The 25,587-nt window shown below is 71.0% G+C and carries 21 protein-coding genes; 19 read left to right on the top strand and 2 right to left on the bottom strand.

Annotation, left to right across the window (positions count from 1 at the left end; translation table 11 throughout):
• Positions 1 to 7 precede the first annotated feature (7 nt).
• The 4 genes from ACEN9J_RS11170 (at position 8) to ACEN9J_RS11155 (ending at position 5,939) form a co-directional block, all read left to right on the top strand.
• Entirely contained in the window at positions 8 to 976 is a 969-nt protein-coding gene (locus ACEN9J_RS11170; protein ID WP_413764084.1) for a FecR domain-containing protein, read from the top strand.
• Positions 977 to 1,098: 122 nt separating this feature from the next.
• Positions 1,099 to 3,549 (top strand): ferric-rhodotorulic acid/ferric-coprogen receptor FhuE, encoded by a 2,451-nt coding sequence (fhuE, locus tag ACEN9J_RS11165; RefSeq protein WP_413764083.1) that lies wholly within the window; start codon positions 1,099 to 1,101, stop codon positions 3,547 to 3,549.
• A 107-nt stretch (positions 3,550 to 3,656) separates the two neighbouring features.
• On the top strand, positions 3,657 to 4,451 hold the full coding sequence (locus tag ACEN9J_RS11160; RefSeq protein ID WP_413764082.1) for an alpha/beta fold hydrolase: 795 nt from the start codon (positions 3,657 to 3,659) through the stop codon (positions 4,449 to 4,451).
• 36 nt (positions 4,452 to 4,487) lie between these two features.
• Positions 4,488 to 5,939: an HD domain-containing phosphohydrolase gene (locus ACEN9J_RS11155; RefSeq protein ID WP_413764081.1), complete on the top strand. Its 1,452-nt coding sequence runs from the start codon at positions 4,488 to 4,490 to the stop codon at positions 5,937 to 5,939.
• A gap of 4 nt (positions 5,940 to 5,943) precedes the next feature.
• On the opposite strand, the gene ACEN9J_RS11150 is transcribed toward ACEN9J_RS11155, so the two are convergent.
• Positions 5,944 to 6,558, bottom strand: coding sequence for a MarR family winged helix-turn-helix transcriptional regulator (locus tag ACEN9J_RS11150; RefSeq protein WP_413764080.1), 615 nt, complete (start codon positions 6,556 to 6,558; stop codon positions 5,944 to 5,946).
• A 170-nt stretch (positions 6,559 to 6,728) separates the two neighbouring features.
• On the opposite strand from ACEN9J_RS11150, the gene ACEN9J_RS11145 reads away from it, so the two are divergent.
• The 15 genes from ACEN9J_RS11145 to ACEN9J_RS11075 all read left to right on the top strand — a co-directional run bounded on the left by ACEN9J_RS11145 (position 6,729) and on the right by ACEN9J_RS11075 (position 22,706).
• Entirely contained in the window at positions 6,729 to 7,754 is a 1,026-nt protein-coding gene (locus ACEN9J_RS11145) for an ABC transporter substrate-binding protein (protein ID WP_413764079.1), read from the top strand.
• Positions 7,755 to 7,788: 34 nt separating this feature from the next.
• On the top strand, positions 7,789 to 8,874 hold the full coding sequence (locus ACEN9J_RS11140; protein ID WP_413764078.1) for an ABC transporter ATP-binding protein: 1,086 nt from the start codon (positions 7,789 to 7,791) through the stop codon (positions 8,872 to 8,874).
• Complete coding sequence (locus ACEN9J_RS11135) at positions 8,871 to 9,722, top strand: ABC transporter permease (protein ID WP_208509146.1); 852 nt, start codon at positions 8,871 to 8,873, stop codon at positions 9,720 to 9,722. Before ACEN9J_RS11140 ends, ACEN9J_RS11135 begins: the two co-directional genes overlap by 4 nt.
• Positions 9,719 to 10,519, top strand: a complete 801-nt coding sequence (locus ACEN9J_RS11130; RefSeq protein WP_413764077.1) for an ABC transporter permease — start codon at positions 9,719 to 9,721, stop codon at positions 10,517 to 10,519. Before ACEN9J_RS11135 ends, ACEN9J_RS11130 begins: the two co-directional genes overlap by 4 nt.
• 33 nt (positions 10,520 to 10,552) lie before the next feature.
• Positions 10,553 to 11,377, top strand: a complete 825-nt coding sequence (locus tag ACEN9J_RS11125; protein WP_057589642.1) for a polysaccharide deacetylase family protein — start codon at positions 10,553 to 10,555, stop codon at positions 11,375 to 11,377.
• Positions 11,374 to 12,144: an SDR family NAD(P)-dependent oxidoreductase gene (locus ACEN9J_RS11120; protein WP_413764076.1), complete on the top strand. Its 771-nt coding sequence runs from the start codon at positions 11,374 to 11,376 to the stop codon at positions 12,142 to 12,144. The genes ACEN9J_RS11125 and ACEN9J_RS11120 overlap by 4 nt, the downstream gene beginning before the upstream one ends.
• Before the next feature lie 10 nt (positions 12,145 to 12,154).
• A complete protein-coding gene (locus ACEN9J_RS11115; RefSeq protein ID WP_413764075.1) occupies positions 12,155 to 12,916 on the top strand; it encodes an SDR family NAD(P)-dependent oxidoreductase in 762 nt (253 codons plus the stop codon).
• A gap of 21 nt (positions 12,917 to 12,937) precedes the next feature.
• Positions 12,938 to 14,314, top strand: a complete 1,377-nt coding sequence (locus tag ACEN9J_RS11110; RefSeq protein WP_413764074.1) for an amidase — start codon at positions 12,938 to 12,940, stop codon at positions 14,312 to 14,314.
• 37 nt (positions 14,315 to 14,351) lie between these two features.
• Positions 14,352 to 15,341, top strand: a complete 990-nt coding sequence (locus ACEN9J_RS11105) for a Bug family tripartite tricarboxylate transporter substrate binding protein (RefSeq protein WP_413764073.1) — start codon at positions 14,352 to 14,354, stop codon at positions 15,339 to 15,341.
• A 22-nt stretch (positions 15,342 to 15,363) separates the two neighbouring features.
• The gene (locus ACEN9J_RS11100; protein ID WP_413764072.1) at positions 15,364 to 16,794 is read left to right on the top strand and encodes an amidase; all 1,431 of its coding nucleotides are present in this window, start codon (positions 15,364 to 15,366) and stop codon (positions 16,792 to 16,794) included.
• Between the two features lie 25 nt (positions 16,795 to 16,819).
• Positions 16,820 to 17,398, top strand: a complete 579-nt coding sequence (locus ACEN9J_RS11095; RefSeq protein WP_413764071.1) for a DNA-3-methyladenine glycosylase I — start codon at positions 16,820 to 16,822, stop codon at positions 17,396 to 17,398.
• A gap of 131 nt (positions 17,399 to 17,529) precedes the next feature.
• A complete protein-coding gene (locus ACEN9J_RS11090; protein WP_413764070.1) occupies positions 17,530 to 18,642 on the top strand; it encodes a CaiB/BaiF CoA transferase family protein in 1,113 nt (370 codons plus the stop codon).
• A 50-nt stretch (positions 18,643 to 18,692) separates the two neighbouring features.
• Positions 18,693 to 20,252, top strand: a complete 1,560-nt coding sequence (locus ACEN9J_RS11085; protein ID WP_413764069.1) for a long-chain-fatty-acid--CoA ligase — start codon at positions 18,693 to 18,695, stop codon at positions 20,250 to 20,252.
• A 48-nt stretch (positions 20,253 to 20,300) separates the two neighbouring features.
• Positions 20,301 to 21,449, top strand: a complete 1,149-nt coding sequence (locus ACEN9J_RS11080) for an acyl-CoA dehydrogenase family protein (protein WP_093343300.1) — start codon at positions 20,301 to 20,303, stop codon at positions 21,447 to 21,449.
• Between the two features lie 36 nt (positions 21,450 to 21,485).
• On the top strand, positions 21,486 to 22,706 hold the full coding sequence (locus tag ACEN9J_RS11075; RefSeq protein WP_413764068.1) for a branched-chain amino acid ABC transporter substrate-binding protein: 1,221 nt from the start codon (positions 21,486 to 21,488) through the stop codon (positions 22,704 to 22,706).
• Between the two features lie 94 nt (positions 22,707 to 22,800).
• Here ACEN9J_RS11075 and ACEN9J_RS11070 read toward each other — a convergent pair whose 3' ends face one another.
• Positions 22,801 to 25,521, bottom strand: a complete 2,721-nt coding sequence (locus ACEN9J_RS11070) for a LuxR C-terminal-related transcriptional regulator (protein ID WP_413764067.1) — start codon at positions 25,519 to 25,521, stop codon at positions 22,801 to 22,803.
• Positions 25,522 to 25,587 lie beyond the last annotated feature (66 nt).

The following is a 25,587-nucleotide window of genomic DNA, read 5'->3' as shown; positions in this document are numbered from 1 at the left end:
ACATCCGGTGGTCGACAAGGCCGTCGCCACGGAGGCCGCCCAGGGCTTCCTGCTGCTGCAGTCGGGCGAGGCCACGGCCACCGAGCGCGCGCGCTGGACGCAATGGCGCGCGGCCGATCCGGCCCATGAAGACGCCTGGCAGCGCGCCGAGCAGGTGAGCCGCAAGTTCGGCCTGCTGCCGGGCGCGCTCGCGATGCCCGCGCTGGGACGCACGGTGCGGGCCGACCGCCGCGCCGCGGTCAAGGCGCTGGCGCTGCTGCTGGCCGCCGTACCCGCCGGCTGGGTCGCGTGGCGCGCCTCGGCGGCGCGCGAATGGCTGGCCGACCACCGCACCGCCACCGGCGAGCGGCGCGAGGTGCGCCTGCCCGACGGCACGCGCATCCAGCTCAACACCGCGACGGCGATCGACGTGGCCTACGACGCCACGCTGCGGCGGGTGCGCCTGCGCGCGGGCGAGATCCTGGTCGACACCGCGCCCGACCGCGTGCCCGCCGGCGACCCCGCCTATCGCCCCTTCGTGGTCGAGACCGCGCAGGGACGGCTGCACGCGCTGGGCACGCGCTTCGTGGTGCGGCAGCACGAGGACCGGCGCAGCCACGTGGGCGTGCTCGAGGGCGCGGTCGAGGTCCGGCCCGACGATGCGCAGGGTCTCGCGGTGGTGGTGCGCGCCGGCGAGCAGGCCGGCTTCTCCGCCTCGGCGGTCGATGCGTCGCGCGCGCTCGATCCCGGGGCCGACGACTGGTCGCGCGGCGTGCTGCGCGTGAAGAACATGCGTTTGCACGACTTCCTCGCCGAGCTCGGCCGCTACCGGCCCGGGGTGCTGCATTGCGACCCGGCGGTGGCCGAGCTGCGCGTTTCGGGCGTCTTCCAGTTGCGCGACACCACGCCCGTGCTCGACAGCCTGCCGCAGGCCCTGCCGGTGCAGGTGCTGTCGCGCACGCGCTATTGGGTGACGGTGGCACCGGCCTGCGACTGAGGGCGCGCGAGCGCGCCGGGCCGGCCGGCAAAAAAATCCGCCGCGCCGTGTCCCTTTTCTTCTTCTCGCGTGTGAAGCCTTGAGGAACAGCCACTTCACACCTTCTTGCGAGATCTCTCCTCATGGCCCGTCGCCCTCCGTTTTTCTTCGATTCCCGCATCGCGCGCGCGGTGCATGGCGCCTTGCTCGCCATGGCCTGCGCCGCCGGCGGCACCGCGGCCCAGGCGCAAGGCGCCGACGCCACGGCCCAGGCCGAACAGCCCAGGAGCTACAGCATCGCCGCCGGCCCGCTCGACGACGCGCTCTCCAGCTTCGCCGCCGCCGCGGGCCTGAGCCTCACGATGCCGCCGGCCCTGGTGCGGGACAAGCGATCGCCTGGCCTGCAGGGCAGCCATGGCGTGCGCGAAGCCTTCGCTCGCCTGCTCGCGGGCTCGGGGCTCGAGGCCGCCGGCGGCGCGGGCGGCGCCTATGTGCTGCGTCCGGCCGCGGCCGGCACCGCGAGCGATGCAGCCGGCCCCACGCTGGCACCGGTCACCGTCACTGCCGAGGCCGACCGCAGCGGCACCACCGAGGGCACCGGCTCGTACACCACGCGCGCCACCGCCGCGGCCACCGGCCTGGCGCTGTCGCCGCGCGAAACGCCGCAGTCGGTCACCGTGCTCACGCGCCAGCAGATCGAGGACCAGAACCTGCTCTCGCTCGGGCAGGCCATGAAGAGCGTCACCGGCGTGTTCGCGGTCAGCTCCGACAGCGACCGCACCGACCTCTACGCGCGCGGCTTCTACATCGACAACTACCAGTACGACGGCGTGCCGACCACGGTCACCACCGACTTCTTCGGCGCCTCCAACAACGACCCGGTGCTGTACGACCGCATCGAGATCGTGCGCGGCGCTACCGGCCTGCTGACCGGCGCCGGCAATCCCTCGGCCTCGGTCAACCTGGTGCGCAAGCATGCCGACAGCAAGGTGTTCGCCGGCAGCGCCTCGCTGGCGCTGGGCTCGTGGAACCTGCGCCGCGGCACCGTCGACCTCTCGACCCCGCTGACCGAGGACGGCCGCGTGCGCGCCCGCGTCATCGGCATGACCGAGGACCGCGACTCCTTCCTCGAGCGCTACCAGGGCCGCAAGCACGTGCTGTATGGCGTGGTCGATGCCGACCTCACGCCCGACACCTCGCTGAGCGTGGGCATCGACTCCCAGGCCAGCCGCCCGAACGGATCGACCTGGGGCGGCCTGCCGCTGACCTTCGGCGACGGCGGCCCCGCGAACTGGGCCGCTTCGAAGAGCATCGGCACGCCCTGGACCCACTGGGACGCGACCAACACCACGCTGTTCGCGAACCTCACGCACGCCTTCGGCAACGGCTGGAAGCTCAAGGCCAATGCCTCGCACCGCCATAGCAAGCAGAACGCCAAGCTGCTCTACCTGTTCGGCGACCTCGACCGCCTCACCGGCACGGGGCTGGGCTCGCTACCTGGCTACTTCGAGCACGAATTCCGCCAGAACAGCCTCGACCTGCAGGCCACCGGCCCGTTCGAGCTGCTGGGGCGCCGGCACGAGCTGGTGCTGGGCCTGAGCAACACCCAGTCGCGCTACGTGCAGGCCAACCACGTGCGCCTGAGCGCGCTGCCCGAGGTCGGCAATTTCTACCTCTGGAACGGCGGCTATCCCGAGCCGAGCTGGGGCGAACTCAAGGTGTCGGGCATCGACAAGCTGCGCCAGACCGGCTACTACGGCGCCGCGCGCTTCTCGGTCACCGATTCGCTCAAGTTCATCCTCGGCGCGCGCCAGAACGACTGGCGCGCCACCCGCCTCACGGCCGACGACCGGACCACGCGCCGCCACGAAGTGCTGACGCCCTATGCGGGCCTGGTCTACGACCTGGGCGAGCACTACTCGGTCTACGCGAGCTACACCGACATCTTCCAGCCGCAGAACTACCGCGACACCAGCGGCAGGTACCTCGACCCGGTGACCGGCAAGAGCTACGAGATCGGCCTCAAGGGCGAACACCTGAACGGCAGGCTGAACAGCTCGCTCGCGCTGTTCCGCTCCGAGCAGGAGAACGTGGCGCAGCGCGACGGCACCCGCCTCGTGCCCGGCTCGACCGATGGCGCCTACTACGGCGCGCGCGGCGTCGTCACCAAGGGCATCGAGCTGCAGCTGTCGGGCGAGCTGGCCGAGGGCTGGCAGGTCAACGCAGGCATCGCGCGCACGCTCGGGCGCGAGGGCAGCGGCGACCGCATCAACCCCACCATGCCGACCACGCTGGCCACGCTGTTCACCACCTACCGGCTGCCGGGCCGCTGGCACCAGCTCACGGTCGGCGGTGGCCTCAACTGGCAGAACCGCGTGTACTACCCGTTCAGCGTGGGCGACGTCGACATGCGCTACACGCAGGGCTCGCGCGCCGTCTTCAGCCTGATGGCGCGCTACGCGGTCTCGCCTCAGCTGTCGCTGCAGCTCAACATCGAGAACCTGTTCGACAAGCGCTACAACGTCAACATCGACGGGCAGGCCTTCGCGGGCACGCCGCGCCATGCGGTGGCGACGCTGAACTACAAGTTCTGAGGGTGCGAGAAGGGAAGCCGGGCGCGATCGGACATTCGTCCAATGGCGCGAAAAGGCGTCCCGGCCGACAGTAGCGGCTCCCGTCACTCCCTTGCCAAGACCCTCTCATGAAGCACTTCCAACGCCTCCAACTCGCCGCCGCCGCCCTGGCCGTCGGCCTCTCGTTCTCCGTCACGGCCGCCAGCGCGGCGGGCCCGACCGCGGCCGCCGCCGCCAACGCATCGCCCAGCGTGGTGCTGGTGCACGGCGCCTTCGCCGATGGCTCCGACTGGGCCAAGGTGATCCCGCTGCTGCAGGCCAAGGGCGTCAACGTCGTCTCGGTGCAGAACCCGCTGACCTCGCTCGAGGACGACGTGGCCGCCGCCAGGCGCGCCATCGATGCCCAGCCCGGCAAGGTGGTGCTGGTCGGCCACTCGTGGGGCGGCACCGTGATCACCGAGGCCGGCGGCAACGACAAGGTCGCCTCGCTGGTCTACGTGGCGGCCTTCGCGCCCGACGCGGGCCAGAACTCGGGCGAGCTCGGCAAGGACTATCCCGCGCCGCCCGGCTTCGCGCACATCGCGGCCGATGCCTCGGGCTTCCTGCGCCTCACGCCCGAGGGCATGAGCCAGCATTTCGCGCAGGACCTGCCGGCCGCGACCACGCGCGTGATGGCCGTGACGCAGGGCCCGATCCAGGCCAAGGCCTTCGAGCAGAAGGTGTCGGCCGCCGCCTGGAAGACCAAGCCCTCGTGGTACATCGTGAGCAGTTCCGACCACATGATCCATCCCGCGCTGCAGCGCGACATGGCCAAGCGCATCGGCGCGCACGTGACCACGCTGAACACCAGCCACGTGCCGCAGCAGTCGCAGCCCGCGAAGGTGGCCGAGGTGATCCTGGACGCCGTGCGCCAGTCGAAGTAAGGTGCCGGCGCCCCGCCGTCTACCGGATCCATTGCCTTGCAGCCCATCGCCCACGTCCCGCTCTTCGATGCCATCAAGGCGCTCGCCTTCGTCGGCGACCTCAGCATGGGCCAGCCCATCGACCACTCGGCGCGCGTGGCCTGGATCGCCGCGCGGCTGGCACAGGCGATGGGCCGGGACGAGGTGGCGCAGGGCCACGCGGCCTGCGTCGCGCTGCTGCGCTGGTCGGGCTGCACCGCCAATGCGCCCGAGTTCTCCGACCTGCTCGGCGACGACGTCGGCGGGCGCCGCGCGATGCTCGCGACGGCCTCGGCGCGCGAGGCCGCGGCCTTCGCGGGCACGGTCGGCTCGCTGGCCGAGATCCATTGCGAGGTGTCGGGCGAGATCGCGCGCTTCCTCGGCCTGCCCGAGGCGGTCGAGCGGCCGCTGCGCCACATGTTCGAGAACTTCGACGGCAGCGGCAAACCCGCGGGCCTGGCCGCGCCGCATATTCCGGAGGCGGTGTACCTGGCCACGCTCGCGGGCGATCTCGAGATCTTCTCGCGCACGCATGGCCTGCAGAGCGCGCTGCGCCAGATCGCCGAGCGCGCCGACGGGCGCTATCCCGCGGCGCTGGTCCAGGTCGCGCGGCAGCACGCGGTCGACTGGCTGCACGCGCTCGACCAGGGCGCCGCGGCCGACCTGCAGGCGCCCGAGGGCGCGCTGCGCGATGCGGTGGCGCCGCTCGAGCTGATCGCCGACGTGATCGATCTCAAGCTGCCGTGGATGACCGGCTTCTCGCGCCGCGTGGCCGAAGCGGCCGCCGCCTGCGCCGCTGGCCTGGGGCTCGATGCCGCGGCCTGCGAGCAGGTGCGGCGCGCCGCGCTGATCCATGGCATCGGCCGTGCCTCGGTGCCGAACGCGGTCTGGGATTCGCCCAGGCTGCGCAGCGAGGCCGACAAGGAGCGGCTGCGCCTCGTGCCCTACTGGACCGAACGCGCCGCACGCCGCATCGAGACCTTGCGGGCCGAGGCCGAGATCGCTTCCTTCGTCGACGAGCGGCTCGATGGCTCGGGCTTCTTCCGCGGCGTGAAGGGCGCGGCGATCGGCACGGCCGAGCGCGTGCTGGCCGCGGCGGTGCACTGGGTGCTGCTGCACACGGGCGCGCCGGGCCGGCCCGCGCTGGCGGCCGCGGAGGCGCAGGCGCAGCTGCGTCGCGAGGCGGAGCAGGGCCGGCTCGATGCGGCCGCCGTCGCCGCGTTGACGGGGCGAGAGTCGGTGGCCGCGAAGACGCCTGCCGCGGAGGGCGAAGCCAATGCCTTGCTCTCGTCGCGCGAGGTCGAGGTGCTGGGCCGCATCAGCCTCGGCGAGAGCAACAAGGAGGCGGCGCGCACGCTCGGCATCAGCCCGAGCACGGTGCGCGCGCACCTCGAGAACATCTTCCGCAAGCTCGGCTGCACCACGCGCGCGGCCGCGACCCTGAAGGCGATGACGCTCGGTCTGCTCTGAGGTTTCAGCCCGGCTCGGGGCCGGTCTCGGGCGCATTGCCCGTCATCATCTGGCTCAGCAGGCCGGCGAGCGCCTCGCGCTGGCCGGTGTCGAACATGCGCAGCAGATGCAGCTCGGCGGCGGCGTGCTTGGGCATCGTCTCGTCGGCCAGCCGCATGCCCTTGGCCGTGAGCTTCACCAGCACGCCGCGGCCGTCGTCGGGATGGATCGAGCGCTTGACCAGCCCTTCCTGCTCGAGCCGCTTGAGCAGGTTCGACAGCCCGCCCGAGGTGAACAGCAGCGTGCTCTGCAGCCGCGAGGGCGACAGCCGGTAGGGCGCGCCGGCCACGCGCAAGGTCGCGAGCACCGCGTACTCCTGGTACTTGATGCCGAAGGGCTGCAGCACCGCGTTGATGGTGCGCAGCACCACCTCCTCGAGCCGCAGCAGCCGGCCGACCACCGCCTTGCCGCTGCTGTCGATGTCGGGCCGCTCGGTGCGCCACTGCCGGATGCCGCGCTCGACGAGGTCGCCGCCGGTCGCGGGTTGCAAGGCCTTGGGCGCGGGAACCTCGAGCGCTTCGCGCGCCTTGGCACCGCGGGGTCGCGGCGGGCTCTTCGATGCATCGTCCTTGTGCTGCATGGCGTCCTTTCGATGGCGATTTGCGTGCGTTCGCGATGCGTCTTGGTGCATCGCGCGGCAGCGGGTTGGTACCTATCTTAAATGCCTTGCGTTTATCTTTTGCAAAAGATAAAGTGAATCGCATCGCGCTTCGATCCCCTCCAGCCTTCGATCTCACAGGAGTCGCTTCCATGAAAACCGCGCTCGCACGTTGCCTGTCCCTGGGCTTTGCCTCCTTGCTGATGTCGGGTGCGCTGCACGCCGAGGAGCTGGTGGTCGGCATCTTCGGCGGCTCCTTCGCCGACGACTCGAAGACCTGCCACATCGCCTCGTTCGAGAAGAAGACCGGCGCCAAGGTGGCGCTCAAGCTCGGCAGCTCCTCGCAGTTCGCCGCGGCCATCCGCGCGACCGGCGGCAAGTCCGACTTCGACGTGGTCTACATCGACAATTCGCTCGCGGCGCAGCTCAAGAACGAGAAGCTGCTCGAGACCATCGACAAGTCCAGGCTCGCGAACGCCGCCGACATCTCGCCGCGCGCGCTCGACAAGGACGGCCAGTACGTGGTGTTCATGACGGGCGCCACCGTCATCGTCTACGACACCAAGCAGATCAAGACCCCGCCCACCTCCTGGGCCGATCTCGCCAAACCCGAATACGACGGCCGCCTCGCCATCGGCGACATCAGCGGCACCTCGGGCTCGCAGTTCCTGATGGCGCTCAACCGCATGAAGGGCGGCGAGCTGAGCAACATGGACGCCGGCTTCGCGGCCGTGAAGCCGATCGCCAAGGCCTCGGTCACGCTCTACACGCAGGCCGACCAGATCGTCTCGCTGTTCGAGCGCCAGGAGATCGCCGCCGCCGTCTGGTACCCCGACCGCGCGGGCTCGGCCATCGACAAGGGCCTGCCGCTCGCGATCGTCTATCCGAAGGAAGGCGCGGTCGGCATCCTGCCCGCGCTGGTGATTCCCAAGGGCGCGAAGTCGCCGGCGCTCGCGCTCAAGTACATCGACGAGGTGCTGTCGAAGGAAGGCCAGGCCTGCTTCGCCGAGCGCAAGTACGCGGGCCCGGTCAACACCCAGGTCAAGCTCAGCGACAAGGCCGCGAAGATCGTTCCGTACAAGGAGACCTTCGACAAGCTCTGGCTGCCCGATCCCGAGCAGGTCGCGAAGTCCATGCCCGAATGGACCCGCCGCTGGCAGCGCGAAGTCGCGCGCTGAGCGCCGCCGCCGTTCCCACGATCCCGTACGCCCAATGCCCGCACTCACGCTGGAGCGCCTCGAGAAGCGCTACCCCGGACACGTCGCCGCCTCCTCGGTCTCGCTGTCGGTCCACGACGGCGAATTCATCTCGCTGCTCGGCCCCTCGGGCTGCGGCAAGACCACGGTGCTGCGCATGGTGGCGGGCCTGATCGAGCCCACGGGCGGCCGCATCCTGATCGACGGCCGCGACGTCACGGCGCTGCCCACCAACAAGCGCAACATCGGCCTGGTGTTCCAGTCCTATGCGCTGTTCCCGCACATGAGCGTGTTCGAGAACGTCGCCTTCGGCCTGCGCCGCCAGGGCGTGCAGGGCGCGGAGCTCACGCGCCGCGTCGAGCAGGCGCTGGCCAGCGTGCGCCTCTCGGCGCTGGGCGACCGGCTGCCGCGCCAGCTCTCGGGCGGCCAGCAGCAGCGCGTGGCGGTGGCGCGCTCGATCGCGCCGCGCCCGAGCATCCTGCTGTTCGACGAGCCGCTGTCCAACCTCGATGCCGCGCTGCGCGACGAGATGCAGATCGAGCTCAAGCGGCTGCAGCGCGAGGTCGGCATCACCACGCTGTTCGTCACGCACGACCAGGGCGAGGCCATGTCGATGTCCGACCGGGTCTGCGTGCTGGCCCATGGCGTGGTGCAGCAGTTCGACACGCCCGAGGCCATCTACCACCGCCCGGCCACGGGCTTCGTCGCGAGCTTCATGGGCCGGCCCAACCGGCTCGGCGGCAAGCTCGCGCGCGCCGGAGCGGGGGGCGCTACGGTGCAGCTGCGCGACGGCCCGGTGCTCGCCGTGGCCCAGGCCGAGGGCATTGCCGATGGCGCCGCGGTCGACGTGGTCGTGCGCCAGGAGGACATCCGCTTTCTCGGCGCGCAAGACCTCTCCGACGCCGCGAACCTGCCGCGCTACGAAGCCCGCGTCGCGATGCGTTCCTTCGTCGGCTCGCGCGTGCAGTACCTGCTGGCCCTCGGCGGCATCGAGCTGATCGCCGAGGCCGCCACCAATGGCCCGCATGCCGGCCTCGAGGTCGGCGCGCCGGTCGGTGTGGCGATCGATCCGCGCCATGTCTACGTGAACGCCGCGGCATGAGATCGCGCCACACCGCCGGCGCCTTGCTGGCCTCGCCCCTGCTGCTGGTGCTGCTGCTGGCCTTCGTCGCGCCGGTGCTGCTGATGGTGCCGCTGAGCCTGCATCCCTACGTGCCCGGCAGCGGCATCGCCAGCGGCTGGACGCTGGCCAACTACACCAGCATCCTCACCGACGAGTACTACCGTGAGGTGGTGCTGCGCACGCTGGTGCTGGGCTTCGGCGTCACCGCGATCTGCCTCGTGCTCGGCTATCCGCTGGCCTACTACATCGCCAACGCGGGCCCGCGCATGCGGCTCGCGCTGACCATGCTCGTGATCTTCCCGATGCTGCTCAACCTCGTGGTGCGCTCCTTCGGCTGGATCGCGCTCCTGGCCAACCGCGGCCTCATCAACAACCTGCTGATCGACGTCGGCCTGATCGAGCGCCCGATCCGCATGATGTTCAATCTGTTCGGGCTGCTGGTCGGCATGTCGCACATCTTCCTGCCCTTCATGGTGCTGATGCTGGTGCCCGCGATCCAGGCGATCCCGAAGGACGTGCAGTCGGCTGCCTACACCCTGGCCGCGAGCCGGCTGCGCGTGTTCTGGTCGATCACGCTGCCGATGAGCGCGCCCGGCATCCTCTCGGGCTCGATCCTGGTGTTCGTGCTCACCATCAGCGCGTTGGTCACGCCGCGCATGCTCGGCGGTGCCACCTACAAGGTCATGGCCACGCTGATCTACGACGACTTCCTGCAGACGCTCGACTGGCCGGCCGGTGCCGCCATGTCCTTCGTGCTGACCGCGCTCACGCTGGCCGTGATCGCGCTGTCGAGCCGGCTGCTCAAGCGCTGGGGAGGCCAGGCATGAGCACCCCGAGCGAAACGCAGCGCCAGGGCCTGGGCCTCACTGCCACCGCCATCGCGGTGGTCGTGTTCCTGCAGATCCCGGTGCTGGTGGTGGTGCTCGCGGCCTTCAGCAAGACCGCCTACCTCACGATCCCGCCCAAGGGCCTGACCCTGCACTGGTTCGAGGTGGTGCTGCGCGATCCCGAATACCTCTCGGCCGCCTGGACCAGCCTCTGGCTCGCCGCCGCCTCGACCGCCGCCGCGCTGGTGCTGGGCCTGATCGCCGCCTATGCGATCCACCGCCGCATGGTGCCGGGAGCGGCCGCGCTGACCTCGCTGTTCATGGCGCCGCTGGTGCTGCCCTCGGTGGTGCTCGGCGTGGCGCTCTTGCAGTACTACACGATGACCGGCCTGCGCGGCAACTCGCTGGGCCTGTGGCTCGCGCATGTGGTCATCACCGTGCCCTACGTGGTGCGCGCCAGCCTCGGCAGCCTGGCGGCGGTCGACGAGTCGCTCGAAGACGCGGCGCGCGTGCTCGGCGCCGACGGCTTCACGAGCTTCCGGCTGGTCACCCTGCCGCTGGTCAAGCCCGGCCTCGTGGCCGGCGGCCTGTTCGCCTTCATCACCTCGCTCGACAACGTGCCGGTGTCGGTGTTCCTGCTCTCGGCGAGCCAGACCACCCTGCCGGTGAAGATCTTCACCTCGGTGGAGCAGGGCGTCGACCCGAGCGTCGCCGCGGTCTCCACCCTGCTGATCGTGGCCACCGGCATCGTGCTGCTGCTGGCCGAACGCTGGACCGGCTTCCACAAGCACGTCTAGGCCCTTCTTCCTCTTCTTCCCCAGGACTTCGCGATGCCCACCACGAGCAAAGGCTTCCCGCTCATGCTGACCTTCGACCTCGACGCCGAGACCATGTGGACCGGCCGCGATCCCGCCAACGCGCAGCGGCCGATCCTGATGTCGCAGGGCGCCTACGGCTGGAAGGTCGGCATGCCGCGCATCCTCAAGCTGCTGGAGCGCTACGGCATCCACTCCACCTTCTTCGTGCCGGGCGAGGTGGCCGAGAAACATCCCGAACTGATGCGCGAGGTGATCGACCGCGGCCACGAGGTGGCGCACCACAGCTACAGCCACCGCTGGATCGTCGGCCTCACGCCCGAGGAGGAGCGCGAGGAGATGGAGAAGGGCCTCGAGGTGCTGACCCGCCTGACCGGCAGCCGCCCGCGCGGCTGGCGTTCGCCCGCGGCCGAGTTCAGCGCCATCACGCTCGACCTGATCAAGGAGTACGGCTTCGACTACTCCTCGAACTTCTTCGACGACGACTCGCCCTACCTGCTCGAGATCGGCGGCCAGCGCACCGACATCGTCGAGCTGCCGTTCCGCTGGGTGCTCGACGACGCGCCCTTCTTCCAGTACTCGATCACGCTGCCGGGCCGCACCTTGCAGGCGCCCTCGGCCGCGCTCGAGGCCTGGAAGAGCGAGTTCGACGTGCTGCATGCCGAGGACCGCATGATGATGGTCGGCATGCATCCGCAGATCATCGGCCAGCCCTCGCGGCTCAAGGTGCTCGAGGGCCTGATCGAGCATGCGCTCGCGCATTCCGACGTGTGGATCGACCGCTGCGACCGCATCTCCGACGACATGCGCCCGCGCCTGCAGGCCGCGGTGGCCGCATGAATGCCGTCGCTGCCAATCCGGCGGCGCCGCGCCAGCTGATCGTGAGCGGCGGTGCCAGCGGCATCGGCCTCGCGGTCGCGCGCATGGCGGTGGCGCGCGGCGCGCGCGTGGCGCTGCTCGACCGCGACACGGCCGCGCTCGCCGACGCCGTGCGCCTGCTCGGCGAGGCGGCGCTGGCGCTCGAATGCGACGTGAGCGACGCGCCGGCCGTGCGCACTGCGGTGGACCGCGCCGCGCAATGGCTGGGCGGCGTCGACGCGCTGGTCAACTCGGCCGGCATCGATGCGCTGAAGTCGCTCGAGGCCACCAGCGACGAGGAGTGGGCACGCGTGCTGGCCGTCAACCTCACGGGGCCGATGCTGGTGTGCCGCGCCGCGCTGCCGCACCTGCGCGCGGCCGGTGGCGGCAGCATCGTCAACATCGCCTCGGGCGCCGGCTTGCGGCCGCTGCCCAACCGCACCGCCTACTGCGCGAGCAAGGCCGCGGTCATCATGTTCGGCAAGTCGCTCGCGATCGAGACCGCGGCCGACGGCATCCGCGTCAACGCGGTCTGCCCGGGCGCGATCGACACGCCGCTGTTCCGCACCAGCTACGAGAACGCCGACGATCCCGAGCGCGCGCTGGCCGAGATCCGCGAGCGTTATGCGCTCGGCCGCATCGCCGCGCCCGAGGAGGTGGCCGAGGCCGTGCTCTACCTCAGCGGCCCGGGCGCCAGCTACATCACCGGCACCGCGCTCGCCGTCGATGGCGGCCGCACCTTCCACTGAAAGGCCCGCGATGACATTCGATCGGCGCGTGGCGGTGGTCACCGGGGGCGGGCAGGGCATCGGTGCCGCCGCGGTGATGGAGTTCCTGGGACGGGGTGCGCGCGTCGCGGTGCTCGACCTCGACTGCGCGCCGCTCGACGCGCAACTGGCCGGCGACGGCGTCGCGCCCGGCCTGGCCTCGCGCTGCCTGCGCGTGAGCGGCGACTGCACCGATGCGGCGGTGGTCTCGGCCTTCTTCGACCGCGTGGAAGCGGACTTCGGCCCGGTCGACATCCTCTTCAACAACGTCGGCCAGAGCGCGCGCGAACGCGGCGCGCCCTTCGTCGAATCGCGGGAGGAGGTCTGGCGCTTCGTGCTCGAGGTCTCGCTGCTCACGGCCATGCGCGCCTCGCGCCGCGTGGCGCCCGGCATGAAGGCGCGCGGCTTCGGCCGCATCGTCAACATGAGCACCGACGCGGCCTTCGTCGGCGACGTGGGCCTGGCCGACTACGCGGCCGCCAAGATGGGCGTGGTGGGCTTCACGCGCTCGCTGGCGCGCGAGCTGGCGCCGCACGGCGTCACGGTCAATGCCGTGTGCCCCGGCGCGATCCGCACCCGCGCGCACGACCAGCTGAACCCCGAGGTGCTCGCGCGCATCGTGGCCGACACGCCCGTGGGCTTCATCGGCACGCCACGCGACGTGGCCGCGGCCGTGGCCTTCCTGGCGGGCGACGACGCCCGCTTCATCACGGGCCAGACGCTGCTGATCGACGGCGGCCGCTGGATGCTCTGACTTCCGACTTCGAGGAACAACATGGATCTGATGGACCACGGCGCCGTGGCGCTGGCCGCGCTGGTGCGGCGCAAGGAAGCCTCGCCGGTGGAGATCGTGCAGGCCGCGCTCGCGCGCATCGAGGCGCGCCGCGAGCTCAACGCCTTCATCACCGTCACTGCCGACGAGGCGCTGGCCGACGCGCGCCGCGCCGAGGCAGCCGTGATGGCCGGTGAATCGCTGGGCCCGCTGCATGGCATTCCCTATTCGGTCAAGGACCTGACGCTGACGGCCGGCGTGCGTACCACCATGGGCTCGGCGATCCACGAGGACTTCGTGCCCAAGGACGACGCGGTGGCCGTGGCGCGCGCCAAGGCCGCGGGCGCGATCCTGATCGGCAAGACCCTGACGCCCGAGTTCGGCCACAAGCAGGTGCCGACGGCGCCGCTGTTCGGCCGCACGCTGAACCCCATCAACCCCGCCTACACGCCCGGCGCCTCGAGCAGCGGCGCCGCTGCCGCGGTGGCGGCCGGCATGGGTCCGCTGGCGCTGGGCACCGATGGCGGCGGCTCGATCCGCATTCCCGCGGCCTGCTGCGGCATCGTCGGCCTCAAGGCCACGCTCGGCGTGGTGCCGCACCTGCAGGCCCCTGACCTCTATTCGGCCAACTCCTTCACCGGCCCGATGGCGCGCGACGTGGCCGACACCCGGCTGCTGTTCGAGGCCATCGCGGGCTTCGACGCGCGCGATCCCTGGGGCGCGGGCAGCGCGCCGCCGCGTCGTGCCGCGCCCGTCTCGCTGCGCGGCCTGCGTGTGGCCTGGCTGCCGAGCGCGGGCAACCGCGTCGATCCCGAGGTGGAGGCCATCGCCGGTGCCGCCGTGCAGGCGATGGCGCGCGAGGGCGCGATCGTCGAGACCGTGCAGCTCGATTTCGTCTCGCTCGAGAAGCACTTCCTGGTCGTGCTGCAGTCGCTGCTGGCCGCGCGCGTGGGCGCCAACCTCGAGCGCTTCGGCAACCGGCTCGATGCCTCGCTGATCGACGCGGTGCAAAAGGGCCGCCGCCACACGGCCGTCGATTTGCACGAGGCCACCTTCGCCAAGACCCGCTGCTTCAATGAGCTGCAGGCGCTGTTCGAACGCTTCGACGTGCTGGTGTCGCCCACGCTGGCGGCACCGCCGCTGCCCATCGACATGGACGTGAGCGGCGAGATCGAGATCGCCGGCCGGCCCGCGGGCACCGTGCGCGGTGCCTGGTATCCCTACACCTACCCGATGAACCTCACGGGCCATCCCGCGCTGTCGATGCCCTGCGGCCGCAGCACCATCGGCCTGCCGATCGGGCTGCAGCTCGTGGGCCGCTGGCACGACGACCACTATCTGCTCGATCTCGCAGCGCTGGTCGAGCAGGCGCTCGGTTGAGCGATCCCCCTTACTTTTTTTCACCGCGAGGTCTTCCATGCCGTCCTTCATCCGCCGATCCCTTGCCGTCGCGGCCTTCGCGGCCTGCCTCCTTCCGGCCGCGCAGGCCCAGTTGCCGCCGGGCCTCGCGGGCGGCAACCTGCGCATCGTCGTCGGCTATGCGGCCGGCGGCGCGGCCGACACGGTCGCGCGCCTCTATGCCGAGCAGCTCAAGGACGCGGGCTTCGGCAGCATCGTGGTCGACAACAAGCCCGGCGCCTCGGCGCGCCTGGCCTGGGACACGGTGAAGAAGGCCAAGCCCGACGGCCTCACGCTCTACCTCGCGCCGTCGCCGCTGCTCACCATCCTGCCGCTGACCTACAAGACGCCGGGCTACGACGCCGACAAGGACCTGGTGCCGGTCGCGCTGCTGGTCGAGATTCCCACCGCGGTCGTCACCGGCGCCGGTCAGCCCTACAGCTCGATGAAGCAGTACGTCGAATGGGCGAAGAAGAACCCGAGCAAGGCGACGCTGGGCCTCGCGACCATCGGCAGCTCGGGCCACCTGGGCGCCTTCGCGCTCGCCAAGGCGCAGGGCTTCGAGCTCACGCCCGTGGCCTACCGCGGCGCCTCGCCGATGCTGATCGACGTGGTCGGCGGCGAGCTGTCGATGGGCTGGGACGCGGCCGCCAGCATGATGCCGCTCTACAAGGGCGGCAAGATCAAGTTCCTGGGCCTCAGCGGCGACAAGCGGCTGCCGGCGCTGCCCGACGTGCCCACGGCCAAGGAGCAGGGCTTCGGCGAGTTCGTCGCGGCCACGAGCTGGTATGCGGTCTATGCGCCCGCGGGCACGCCGGCCGCCGTGCTGTCGGCGCTGGAGCGCGGTTTCCTCGCCGCCGCGGCCAAGCCCGAGCTCGCGCGCAGCCTCGAGGCGGCCGGGCTGGTCGCCCATGCCGAGGGCCGCGCCGAGCTCGCGCAGCGGGCGCAGCGCGAGCGCAGGAACTGGGAGCCGATCGTCAAGGCGGCCGGCATCGTCATCGACGAATAGCACGCACGAAGGCTCGATGCCCATGTCCGACGATTCGCTTTTCTTCACGCCCGCGACCGAGCTGGCCGGCCTGATCCGCGCGCGCCAGCTCTCGCCGGTCGAGCTGGTGACGGCGGTGCTCGCGCGCGCCGAGCGCCTGCAGCCCACGCTCAACTGCTTCATCACCCTGACGCCCGAACGCGCGCTAGCCGAGGCCCGTCGCGCCGAGAACGCCATCGCGGCCGGCCGGCCGCTCGGCGCGCTGCACGGCATTCCTTTCTCGGTCAAGGACTTGGTCAACACCGAGGGCGTGGCCACCACCTTCGGCGCCGTGATCCACCGCGACAACGTGCCCGCCGAAGACGCCGTGAGCGTGGCGCGGCTGCGTGCCCAGGGCGCGATCCTGATCGGCAAGACCACCACGCCCGAGTTCGGCTCGGGCCCGCTGACCAACTCGCCGCTGTTCGGCAGCACGCGCAACCCGTGGAACCTCGCGCGCACCTGCGGCGGTTCGAGCGGCGGCGCCGCGGCCGCGGTCGCCGCGGGCATCGCGCCGCTCGCGGTCGCCACCGACGGCGGCGGCTCCACGCGCATCCCGGCCGCCTGCAACGGCGTGGTCGGCATCAAGCAGTCGGTCGGCGTGATCCCGCACAGCCAGGCGCAGGACCTCTACGGCAACCAGACCTACGTCACGCCGATGACCCGCACCGTGGGCGACACCGCGCTGATGCTGCAGGCGATGGCCGGGCCGTCGCCGGTCGATCCCTGGTCCATCGGCCTGCGTTCGCACGACTACGTGGCGGCCGCCGCCGACCTCGGCGACCTGCGCGGCCGCCGCGTGCTGTGCTGCGCCGCGCCGCCGGGCCGGCCGGTGTCCGCCGACGTGGCGCGCAACTTCGAGGCCGCGCTGCGCACGCTGAAGGATCTGGGTGCAAGCATCGAATACTTCGACGGCGCAGGCTTCGAGGTCGAGCCGATCTGGCGCGCGATCAACCACACGGTGTGGCGCGCGCGCTTCGGCCCGCTGGTCGAGCGGCATCCCGACAGCTTCAGCGAGACCTTCCGGCGCCAGGTCGAGTCGGCGGCCGGCGTGAGCGGCGTCGAATACCAGGAGGCGATGTTCGCGCGCTCGCAGCTGTTCAAGCGCGTGCAGGCGCTGTTCGAGCGCGCCGACCTGCTCGCCATGCCCACGCTCACGCGCTCCGCGGTGGCGCTCGAGCAGGACCTGTTCGCACCGCTCGACATCGACGGCCAGCCGTACGAGAACGTGCGCGCGCACTGGTATCCGTGGACCATGCCCTTCAACATGACCGGGCATCCGGCCATCAGCCTGCCGAGCGGTTTCGGCGGCGACGGCATGCCGCTGGGCCTGCAGCTCGTGGGCCGCTTCCAGGACGACGCGGCGCTGCTGGGCGCGTCGGCCGCCTTCGAGGCCGCCACGGGATTCGCGGCGCGGCGGCCCGAACTCGCTTGAAGGGAGCCGCCGATATCATCGGCGCATGAAGCAACACACCCGCTGCAGCTGGGCCGAGGGCGATGCCCTGATGAGCGCCTACCACGACGCCGAATGGGGCGTGCCCGAGCGCGATCCGCGCATGCTCTGGGAGACGCTGATGCTCGAGGGCTTCCAGGCCGGCCTGGCCTGGATCACCGTGCTGCGCAAGCGCGACACCTTCCGCGAGGCCTTCGCGGGCTTCGATCCGAAGCAGGTCGCGCGCTTCGACGAAAAGGACATCGAGCGGTTGATGGGCAACCCCGGCATCATCCGCGCGCGCGCCAAGATCGAGGCCACCATTCGCGGCGCCCAGATCTACAACGAGATGGCAGCGCGCGGCGAGAGCTTCACCGACTTCTGCTGGTCCTTCACCGGCGGCAAGGTGATCGAGAACGACGGCAAGACGCGCACCGTGTCGTCCGAGCTGTCCGAGCGCGTGTCGAAGGAGCTGAAGAAGCGCGGCTTCAAGTTCGTCGGCCCGACCATCGTCTATGCCTGGCTGCAGGCGGTGGGCATCGTCAACGACCACGACGCGGCCTGCTTCCGGCGCGCGCAGGTCGCGAAGGCAGCCAAGGCGGGCTGAACGCCGCGCGCCGGGGCCGGCGCGCCTTTCTCGTCGCTTCTTTCGTCTCTTCCGACGATGCGGCACCCACCGGGCAGCGACAAGATCGTCCTCCACACAGAAAAGGCCGCCCGCGGCCAAGGAGACGGACGATGCCGGGCCCATTGCAAGGATTGCGCGTGGTCGAGATGGCCGGCCTCGGCCCCGGTCCCTTCTGCGCGATGCTGTTCGCCGACATGGGCGCCGAGGTGCTGCGCATCGAACGGCCCGGCACGCCGCGCAACCCCCACGACATCCTCGCGCGCGGCCGCAGCCTGCTGCAGATCGACCTGCGCGCCGAGGGCGCGGCCGCCACCGTGCGCGACGCCATCGCGCGCGCCGACGTGCTGATCGAGGGCTTCCGCCCCGGCGTGATGGAGCGCCTGGGCCTGGGTCCGGCCGACTGCCTCGCGCTCAATCCGCGCCTGGTCTACGGCCGCATGACCGGCTGGGGCCAGCACGGCCCGCTGGCGCAGGCGGCCGGCCACGACATCAACTACATCGCGCTGAGCGGCGCGCTGCACGCGGTCGGTCGCGCGGGCGAGCCGCCGGTGCCGCCGCTCAACTACGTCGGCGACTTCGGCGGCGGCGCCATGTTCCTGGCCTTCGGCATCCTCGCGGCACTGCACGAGGCGAAGGCCTCGGGCCAGGGCCAGGTGGTCGATGCCGCCATGACCGACGGCGCCGCGCTGATGTCGGCCATGATGTACGGCCTCAAGGCGGGCGGCCGGTGGAGCAACCAGCGCGGCGAGAACCTGATCGACGGCGGCGCCCACTTCTACGACACCTATGCCTGCGCCGACGGCCGCTACGTGGCCATCGGCGCCATCGAGCCGCAGTTCTATGCGCTGCTGCGCGAGCGCTGCGGCATCGCCGACGACCCGGCCTTCGATGCCCAGATGGACGCCGCGCGCTGGCCGCTGCTCAAGCTGCGCCTGGCCGACGTTTTCCGCACCCGCACGCGCGACGAATGGTGCGCCCTGCTCGAGGGCAGCGATGCCTGCTTCGCGCCGGTGCTCGACTGGGACGAGGCGCCCGCGCATCCGCACAACGTGGCGCGCGGCACCTTCGTCGAGGTCGACGGCGTGGTGCAGCCCGCGCCCGCGCCGCGCTTCAGCCGCAGCGTGCCGCCCGCGCTCTCGGGCGAGCCGCGCGAAGAAGGCGCGGCGCTGCTGCGGCGCTGGGGCGCGGGCGAGGACAGCGCGCCATCGCTGCGCGCGGCCTGAGCACGGCCCCGCGGGCGCGCATCGGCATCGGCAAGACAGAGGAGGCTCCCATGTACCTGACCCAGTCCCTTCACAAGGGCCGCCGCGAGAAGGGCGAGGCCACCGCCATCGTCAGCGGCGCGCACCGCCTCGGCTTCGGCGAATTCACCGACCGCGTCGCGCGGCTCGGTGCCGCGCTGCAGCAGCTCGGCATGGCGCGCGGCGACCGCGTGGGCATGATGAGCCTCAACTCGCACCGCTTCGTCGAATACTTCTTCGGCACCTGGTGGGGCGGCGGCGTCGTCAACCCCGTCAACATCCGCTGGAATCCGAAGGAGGTCGCCTACTCGCTCGACGACTGCGACACCCGCATTCTGCTGGTGGACGACCTGTTCGCGCCGCTGGTCGGCGAGCTGCGCCGGCTCTCCACGTCGCTGCGCACCGTGGTCTATTGCGGCGAGCGCGAGGTGCCCGAGGGCATGGTCGGCTACGAGGCGCTGCTGGCCGGCACCGCGGCCATCGACGACGCGCCGCACACCGGCGACGAGCTCGCGGCCGTGATGTACACCGGTGGCACCACCGGCCGGCCCAAGGGCGTGATGCTGAGCCACGGCAGCCTCTGCATCAATGCGCTGGCCACCGTCGCGGCCCTGCCGCGCGATGGGCACGAGGCGGTCTCGATCGTCGCCGCGCCGATGTTCCATGTCGCCGGCTGCGGCATCGCGATCCAGAACATGCTGCGGCTGGTGCCCATGCACGTGGTGCCGATGTTCGACGAGCTCGCGGTGCTCGATACCTTGCAGCAGGCGCGCGTGACCGAGATGTTTTTGGTGCCGACCATGATCAAGCGCGTGATCGAGCACCCGCGCTTCGGCGAGTTCGACCTGTCGCGGCTGAAGCTGCTGTTCTACGGCGCCGCGCCCATCGATGCCGCGCTGCTCGACCAGGCCATGCGCGCGCTGCCGGCCACCGCCTTCGCGCAGGTCTACGGCATGACCGAGCTGTCGCCCGTGGTCACGGCGCTGCCGCCGCGCTGCCATCTGCCGGGCCCCGACCGCGACCGCCTGCTGCGTTCGGCCGGCACGCCGATCGCCATCGCCGAGGTGCGCATCGTCGACGGCGAGGATCGCGAGCTGCCCGCGGGCCAGGTCGGCGAGATCGTCGCGCGCGGGCCGATGGTGATGCAGGGCTACTGGAACAAGCCGGCTGAGACCGAGGCCGCGCTGCGCGGCGGCTGGATGCACACCGGCGACGGCGGCTACATGGACGCGCAGGGCTTCGTCTTCGTGGTCGACCGCATGAAGGACATGATCGTGAGCGGCGGCGAGAACGTCTACTCGGCCGAGGTCGAGAATGCCATCGCGCAATTGCCGCAGGTGCTGATGTCGGCCGTGATCGGCGTGCCCGACGATAAGTGGGGCGAACGCGTGCATGCCGTGATCGTGCGGCGCGAGGGCATGGCGCTCGAGGCCGAGGCCGTGATCGCGCACTGCCGCGCGCAGATCGCGAGCTACAAGTGCCCGCGCAGCGTGGAGTTTCGCGATGCGCTGCCGCTGTCGGCCGCGGGCAAGCTGCAGAAGTTCCAGCTGCGCGATCCCTACTGGGCCGGCAGGCAGCGCCGCGTGGGTTGAAGCCGCGCACAGAACATCAACGAAGAGACGAACGAGGACACGCCAGACATGACGATCGATTTCCGCCGCTCCTGGAGCGATGAGGACCTGGAGCGCTACCGCGACACCGTGGTGCGCTTCATCGAGGCCGAGATGGTTCCGCACGACGAGGAGGCGCGCAAGCGCGGCCACGTCGGCCACGAGATCTGGCGCAAGGCCGGCGCCCTCGGCCTGCTGTGCGCCGACATCCCGGAAGAATACGGCGGCGCCGGCGGCGACTTCCGCCACGAGGCCGTGTTCTACGAGGAAGCCGCGCGCCGCGGCCTCAGCGGCATGGCGACCTCGGTGCACAGCATCGTCGCGCACTACTTCCTCAACCACGGCACCGAGGCGCAGAAGCAGCACTACCTGCCGCGCATGGCGCGCGGCGAACTGGTCGGCGCGGTGGCCATGACCGAGCCCGGCGCCGGCTCCGACCTGCAGGGCGTGCGCACGCGCGCCGAGAAGAAGGACGGCGGCTACGTCATCAACGGCTCCAAGACCTTCATCACCAACGGCTTCCTCGCCGGCGTGGTGCTGGTGGTGGCCAAGACCGATCCCGCGCAGGCCGCCAAGGGCACCTCGATCCTGATCGTCGAGACCGAGGGCTGCGCGGGCTTCCGTGTCGGCCGCGTGCTCGACAAGATCGGCATGAAGGCGCAGGACACCTCCGAGCTCTTCTTCGACGACGTGCGCGTGGCGGCCGATGCCGTGCTCGGCGGCGTCGAGGGCCAGGGCTTCTTCCAGCTCATGGGCGACCTGCCCTACGAGCGCACCATCATCGGCGTCAGCGCGCTCGCCACCATGGAGGGCGCCTACCAGGCCACGCTCGACTACGTGCGCGACCGCAAGGCCTTCGGCAAACCGATCGCCGAGTTCCAGAACACCAAGTTCAAGCTCGCCGAGATCGCGACCCAGATCAAGGTCGGCCGCGCCTTCATCGACCGCTGCGTCGAGGACCTCGTCGCCGGCAGGCTCGACACCGCCACCGCCTCCATGGCCAAGCTCTGGGGCTCGGAGGCGCAGGGCAGGGTGGTCGACGAATGCCTGCAGCTGTTCGGCGGCTACGGCTTCATGAACGAGTACGTGGTGGCGCGCATGTATGCGGATGCGCGGGTGCAGCGGATCTATGGCGGGACCAACGAGATCATGAAGGAGGTGATCTCGCGGGCGTTGTGAGCGGGCGCTCCCGGCCTTCTAGAATCCGCGGCGGCCATGGGCCGCGAGGAGAACAGGATGTTGCTGGGAGTGGGTGGGAAGCGTTGGGTCCGTGTCTGTGTGGTGGCTGCCGCCGGCGTGCTGGCGTGTGCGGGGAGTGGTGCCCAGACGCCCGCGGCGTCGAATTGCGGGCCCGGATCGGGAGGCTCGGTGACCGTGAGGATCGGGCACGTCGCGCCGATGACCGGCGCGCTGGCTCATCTCGGCCGTGACAACGAGCACGGTGCCGTGCTGGCCATCGAGGACCTGAATGCGCAGTGTTTCCTCATCGGTACCAAGCGCGCCCGGTTCGAACTCGTGGCCCGCGACGACGGCGCCGATCTGCAGATGGGCGCCCGCGCGGCACTGTCGCTGGTGGCTGCGGGCGTGAACGGGGTGGTCGGGCATCTGACTTCGAGCGTCACCATTCCGGCCGCGAAGATCTACCACGATGCGGGCATCGTCCAGATCTCTCCAAGCGCCAGCAGACCGCCCTACACCCAACTGGGCTATGCCACGGCGTTCCGGGTGATCGCGCACGACGATCGGCTCGGCGAACTGCTGGGCCGCTATGCGGTCGAGGTGGCCAGGGGCCGGAGGATTGCAGTGGTCGACGACCGCTCGGACTACGGCAGCGACGTCGCCGACGCCTTCGAGGCCGGCGTGCTGCAGGCCGGTGGCACGGTGTTGCGCCGCGATCAGGTGATGGACGACGGCGAGGAGCTTGGCGATCTGGTCGCCAAGCTGCGCGCCTCGAAGCCCGATCTGGTCTTCTATAGCGGCATGGACACGGTTGCCGGTCCATTGTTGCGCCAGATTCACGGAGCCGGCCTGAATCCTGTCTTCATGGGTAGCGACGGCATCTGTACCGGTGAATTGCCACGGCTCGCCGGCGCCAAGGCGATGCGGAGCACCGTGCTGTGCGCCGAAACCGGTGGCACCGAGGAGAAATACCAGCCGGCCCTGCGCGCGTTCATGGACCGGTTAACGCAGCGTTTCGGCACGCCGGTTCAGCTCTTCTCACCCCATGTCTACGATGCCGTGCAGGTGATGGCGCGGGCCATGCGCAACGCGGGCTCGATCGAGCCGGCCAAGTACCTTCCGGAGCTCAAGGCGATCTCGTTCACTGGCGTGACGGGCGAAATCTCCTTCGATGACCGGGGCGACCTGCGCGACGGGCCGATCATTCTCTATTCCTACAACGGCATGCGCCGCGTCAGGGTGGCGGTGCTGCGCTGACGATGGATGGCGGCTGCGGGGCGGGGGTGCTTCGTGATGGCGGGTTTCTCCTCGAGATACAGGAATCTCGTTGGCGGACCGCCTCGGGCGCTCCCTACCGGATCACTCCCAGCCGCCGCGCAATCGCCACCGCCTGCGTCCTGCTCTTCGCATCGAGCTTCATGTTGATGTTGCGCAGGTGCGTGCGCACCGTGCTGTCCGACACGAACAGCTTCTCGGCCATCGCGCCGTTCGAATAGCCCTCGGCCAGCAGCTGCAGCACGCGGATCTCCTTGCGCGTCAGCGGCTCGCTGGCCGCGAGGCCGTCGGTGCCCGCGGCGTCCGGGCTCTCCGGCTCGCCGCCATCGGGCAGGGCCATCGGCCCGGCCGCCTGCAGCAGCCGCTGCACGTACTCGCCGAGGATCGGGTCGCTGCTGCCGCGCGCGGTGGCGCTGTCGTGCAGCGCGTGCGCGAAGCGCTGCGCCAGCAGCGCGGCGGCCGGGCCCTCGTCGAGGATCAGCCGCATGTAGCCCTCGTGGCTCGCGGTCTTGAGCACCTCGGCGGCTTCGGCGATGGCCTCGGCCAGGCTGCCCGCGCGCTGCAGTGCCAATGCACGCAGCAGCCGCAGCTTGAGCACGCGCCGCAGCCGCGCGACGGCGAGGGCGGCATGCAGCTCGGCGTCGATGCTGTCGAGGGCCGCGCGCGCGTCGCCGAAGGCGATCTCCCAGCGTGCGCGCGCCAGGGTCAGGTAGTCGAGCTCGTGCGCGGGCAGGCGCTGGAGCTTCTCGCGCGCCCACAGGGCCGGGTCGTCGGCGCGCGCGAGTTCGTCGCGCGCGGCGGGGCCGTTGCCCTGCAGCAGCAGCATGCGCGAGCGCTCGAGCTTGGCGCCGGCCACCACGCGCGGCAGCTGGCGCTGGTGGCCCAGGTACTCGAGCTCGGTCAGGGCCTGGAACGCAGCATCGATGTCGCCCGCATGGAAGGCGATGCGCGAGCGCATCGCGTGGCTGAGGATCATGTGGTCGGGCAGGCCCACGTCGCGCGCCAGCGGCAGGTAGACGTTGAGCAGGTGCTCGGCCTGCAGCAGCTGGTTCGACTCGTAGACCGAACCCGCATAGAGCACACCGGCCCAGGCGTTGCCGTGGCTGTGGTTGTACGACACCGCATGGGTCGCATCGACCGCCATGCGAAAGCGCGCGGTGGCCTGGCGCAGCCGGCCTTCCTGCAGGTCGAACAGGCCGGCCAGCGACTCGGTGTACATGCGGTTGAAGGTGCTGCTGCCCTGCTGGCGCCGCGCGGCGTCGAGCAGGCGCTGCGCCTCGTGCTGGTCGCCGCGCACCGCGAGGATGTGCGCCATCGCGTTGAGCAGCACGCTGTCGGCGAAGGGCAGGCCGGTGGGCAGCCGCGCCAGGCTCAGGCGGCCGGCCTCGTAGGCCTCGTCGTGCCGGTCCTGCATCGCCAGCAGCAGCGGAATCAGCGTCTGCGCGCTCGCGCGCACCGCGGGCGTGGGGCTGTCGAGGCAGCCCGAGCTCTCGAGCTGCTGCATCGCTTGCCAGGGGCCGTGCGTGAAGCAGGTGGCCCACAGCGCGATCGGCTGCAGCGCGGGATGCTCGCGCAGCTGATGCTCGGGGATGGCCGAGAACCAGCGCGCGAGCATGCGCATGCGGCCCTGCTCGAGGAAGCGGCCGGCATAGCTGTCGAGCAGGGTCAGCGCATGCGGATGGTCGCCGCCCTCGATCGCATGGTCGATCGCGGGCACCGGCCGCTGCTGCGATTCGTACCAGCCCGAGGCCGCGAGATGCAGCCGCGCGATCTCGCCGGGCATCTCGCGCGCCAGCTGGGCGCGCAGGAAGTCGGCGAACAGGCTGTGGTAGCGCCAGGCGCCGTCGCCGTCCGCGCCGCCGTTCACCGGCGTCAGGAACAGGTTGGCCGCGGCCAGCCGCTCGAGGATGGCCGCGCTGTCGGCGCGCGGGTTGAGCGCCTGGCACACCGAGGCATCGAGCTGGCGCAGGATGCTGGTGCGCAGCAGGAACTCGCGCACCTCGGCGGGCTGGTGCGCGAGCACGTCCTCGGCCAGGTAGTCGGCCACCGCGCGGTCGGAGCCCGAGAAGCGTTCGACGAAGCCGGTCGCGCTGCCATGGCGCTCGAGCGCCATCGAGGCCAGCCAGATCGCCGCGATCCAGCCCTCGGTCTTGCGGTGCAGCTGCGCGAGCAGTTCGTGCGGCAGGGCCTGCGCGGCGGCGTCGCCGGCGTGCGGCCGCAGGCCGAAGAAGGCGCCGGTCTCCTCGAGGCTGAAGCGCAGCCGGTCGGTGTCGATCTCCTCGAGCTGGCCGCGTGCGCGCAGCCGGCCCACGCCGAGGTCGGGCAGGCCGCGCGAGCCGATCACCAGCTTGCCGCCGCGAGGCAGGTGCTCGACGATCTCGCGCACCAGCCCGATCACCGCGGGCTCCTGCACGCCCTCGAAGTCGTCGAGGAACAGCACGAAGGGCGCGTCGTGCGCGGCCAGCGCGGCCACCGCGTCGAAGGGCGTGCGGGCGCGCGGCTCCTCCACGCCGAGGCGCAGCACGGCCTCGCCGAGGCCGGCCAGGAAGCGCGAGACGTCGTTGTCGGCGCGGTCCAGCGTGATCCAGGCGGTGGCGATGCCGCGCGCCTCGATGCGCTCGCGGCTCTGCGCCATGGTGGTGGTCTTGCCGAAGCCCGCGGGCGCGCGCACCAGCACCAGCTTGACCGCGCTGGCCGCGATGCGTTCGCAGATCGCGTCGCGAAGCACCTGCGTGGCGGCGAAGGCCGGAGGGCTGAGCTTGGTCTCGAGGATGCGGGCGGAAGGAGCGGACGACATCGCGAACGGCGGAGTGGGGCGCGGGCCGTGCGGTTGCCGCGAGGGAAAGTGGATACCGTCGGTTCC

The sequence above is a fragment of the Variovorax sp. Varisp41 genome, from assembly GCF_047325085.1.
Taxonomy (GTDB): domain Bacteria; phylum Pseudomonadota; class Gammaproteobacteria; order Burkholderiales; family Burkholderiaceae_C; genus Variovorax.
The sequence above is the reverse complement of the archived record's forward strand: the minus strand, read 5'-3'. Positions and strand labels throughout refer to the sequence as shown.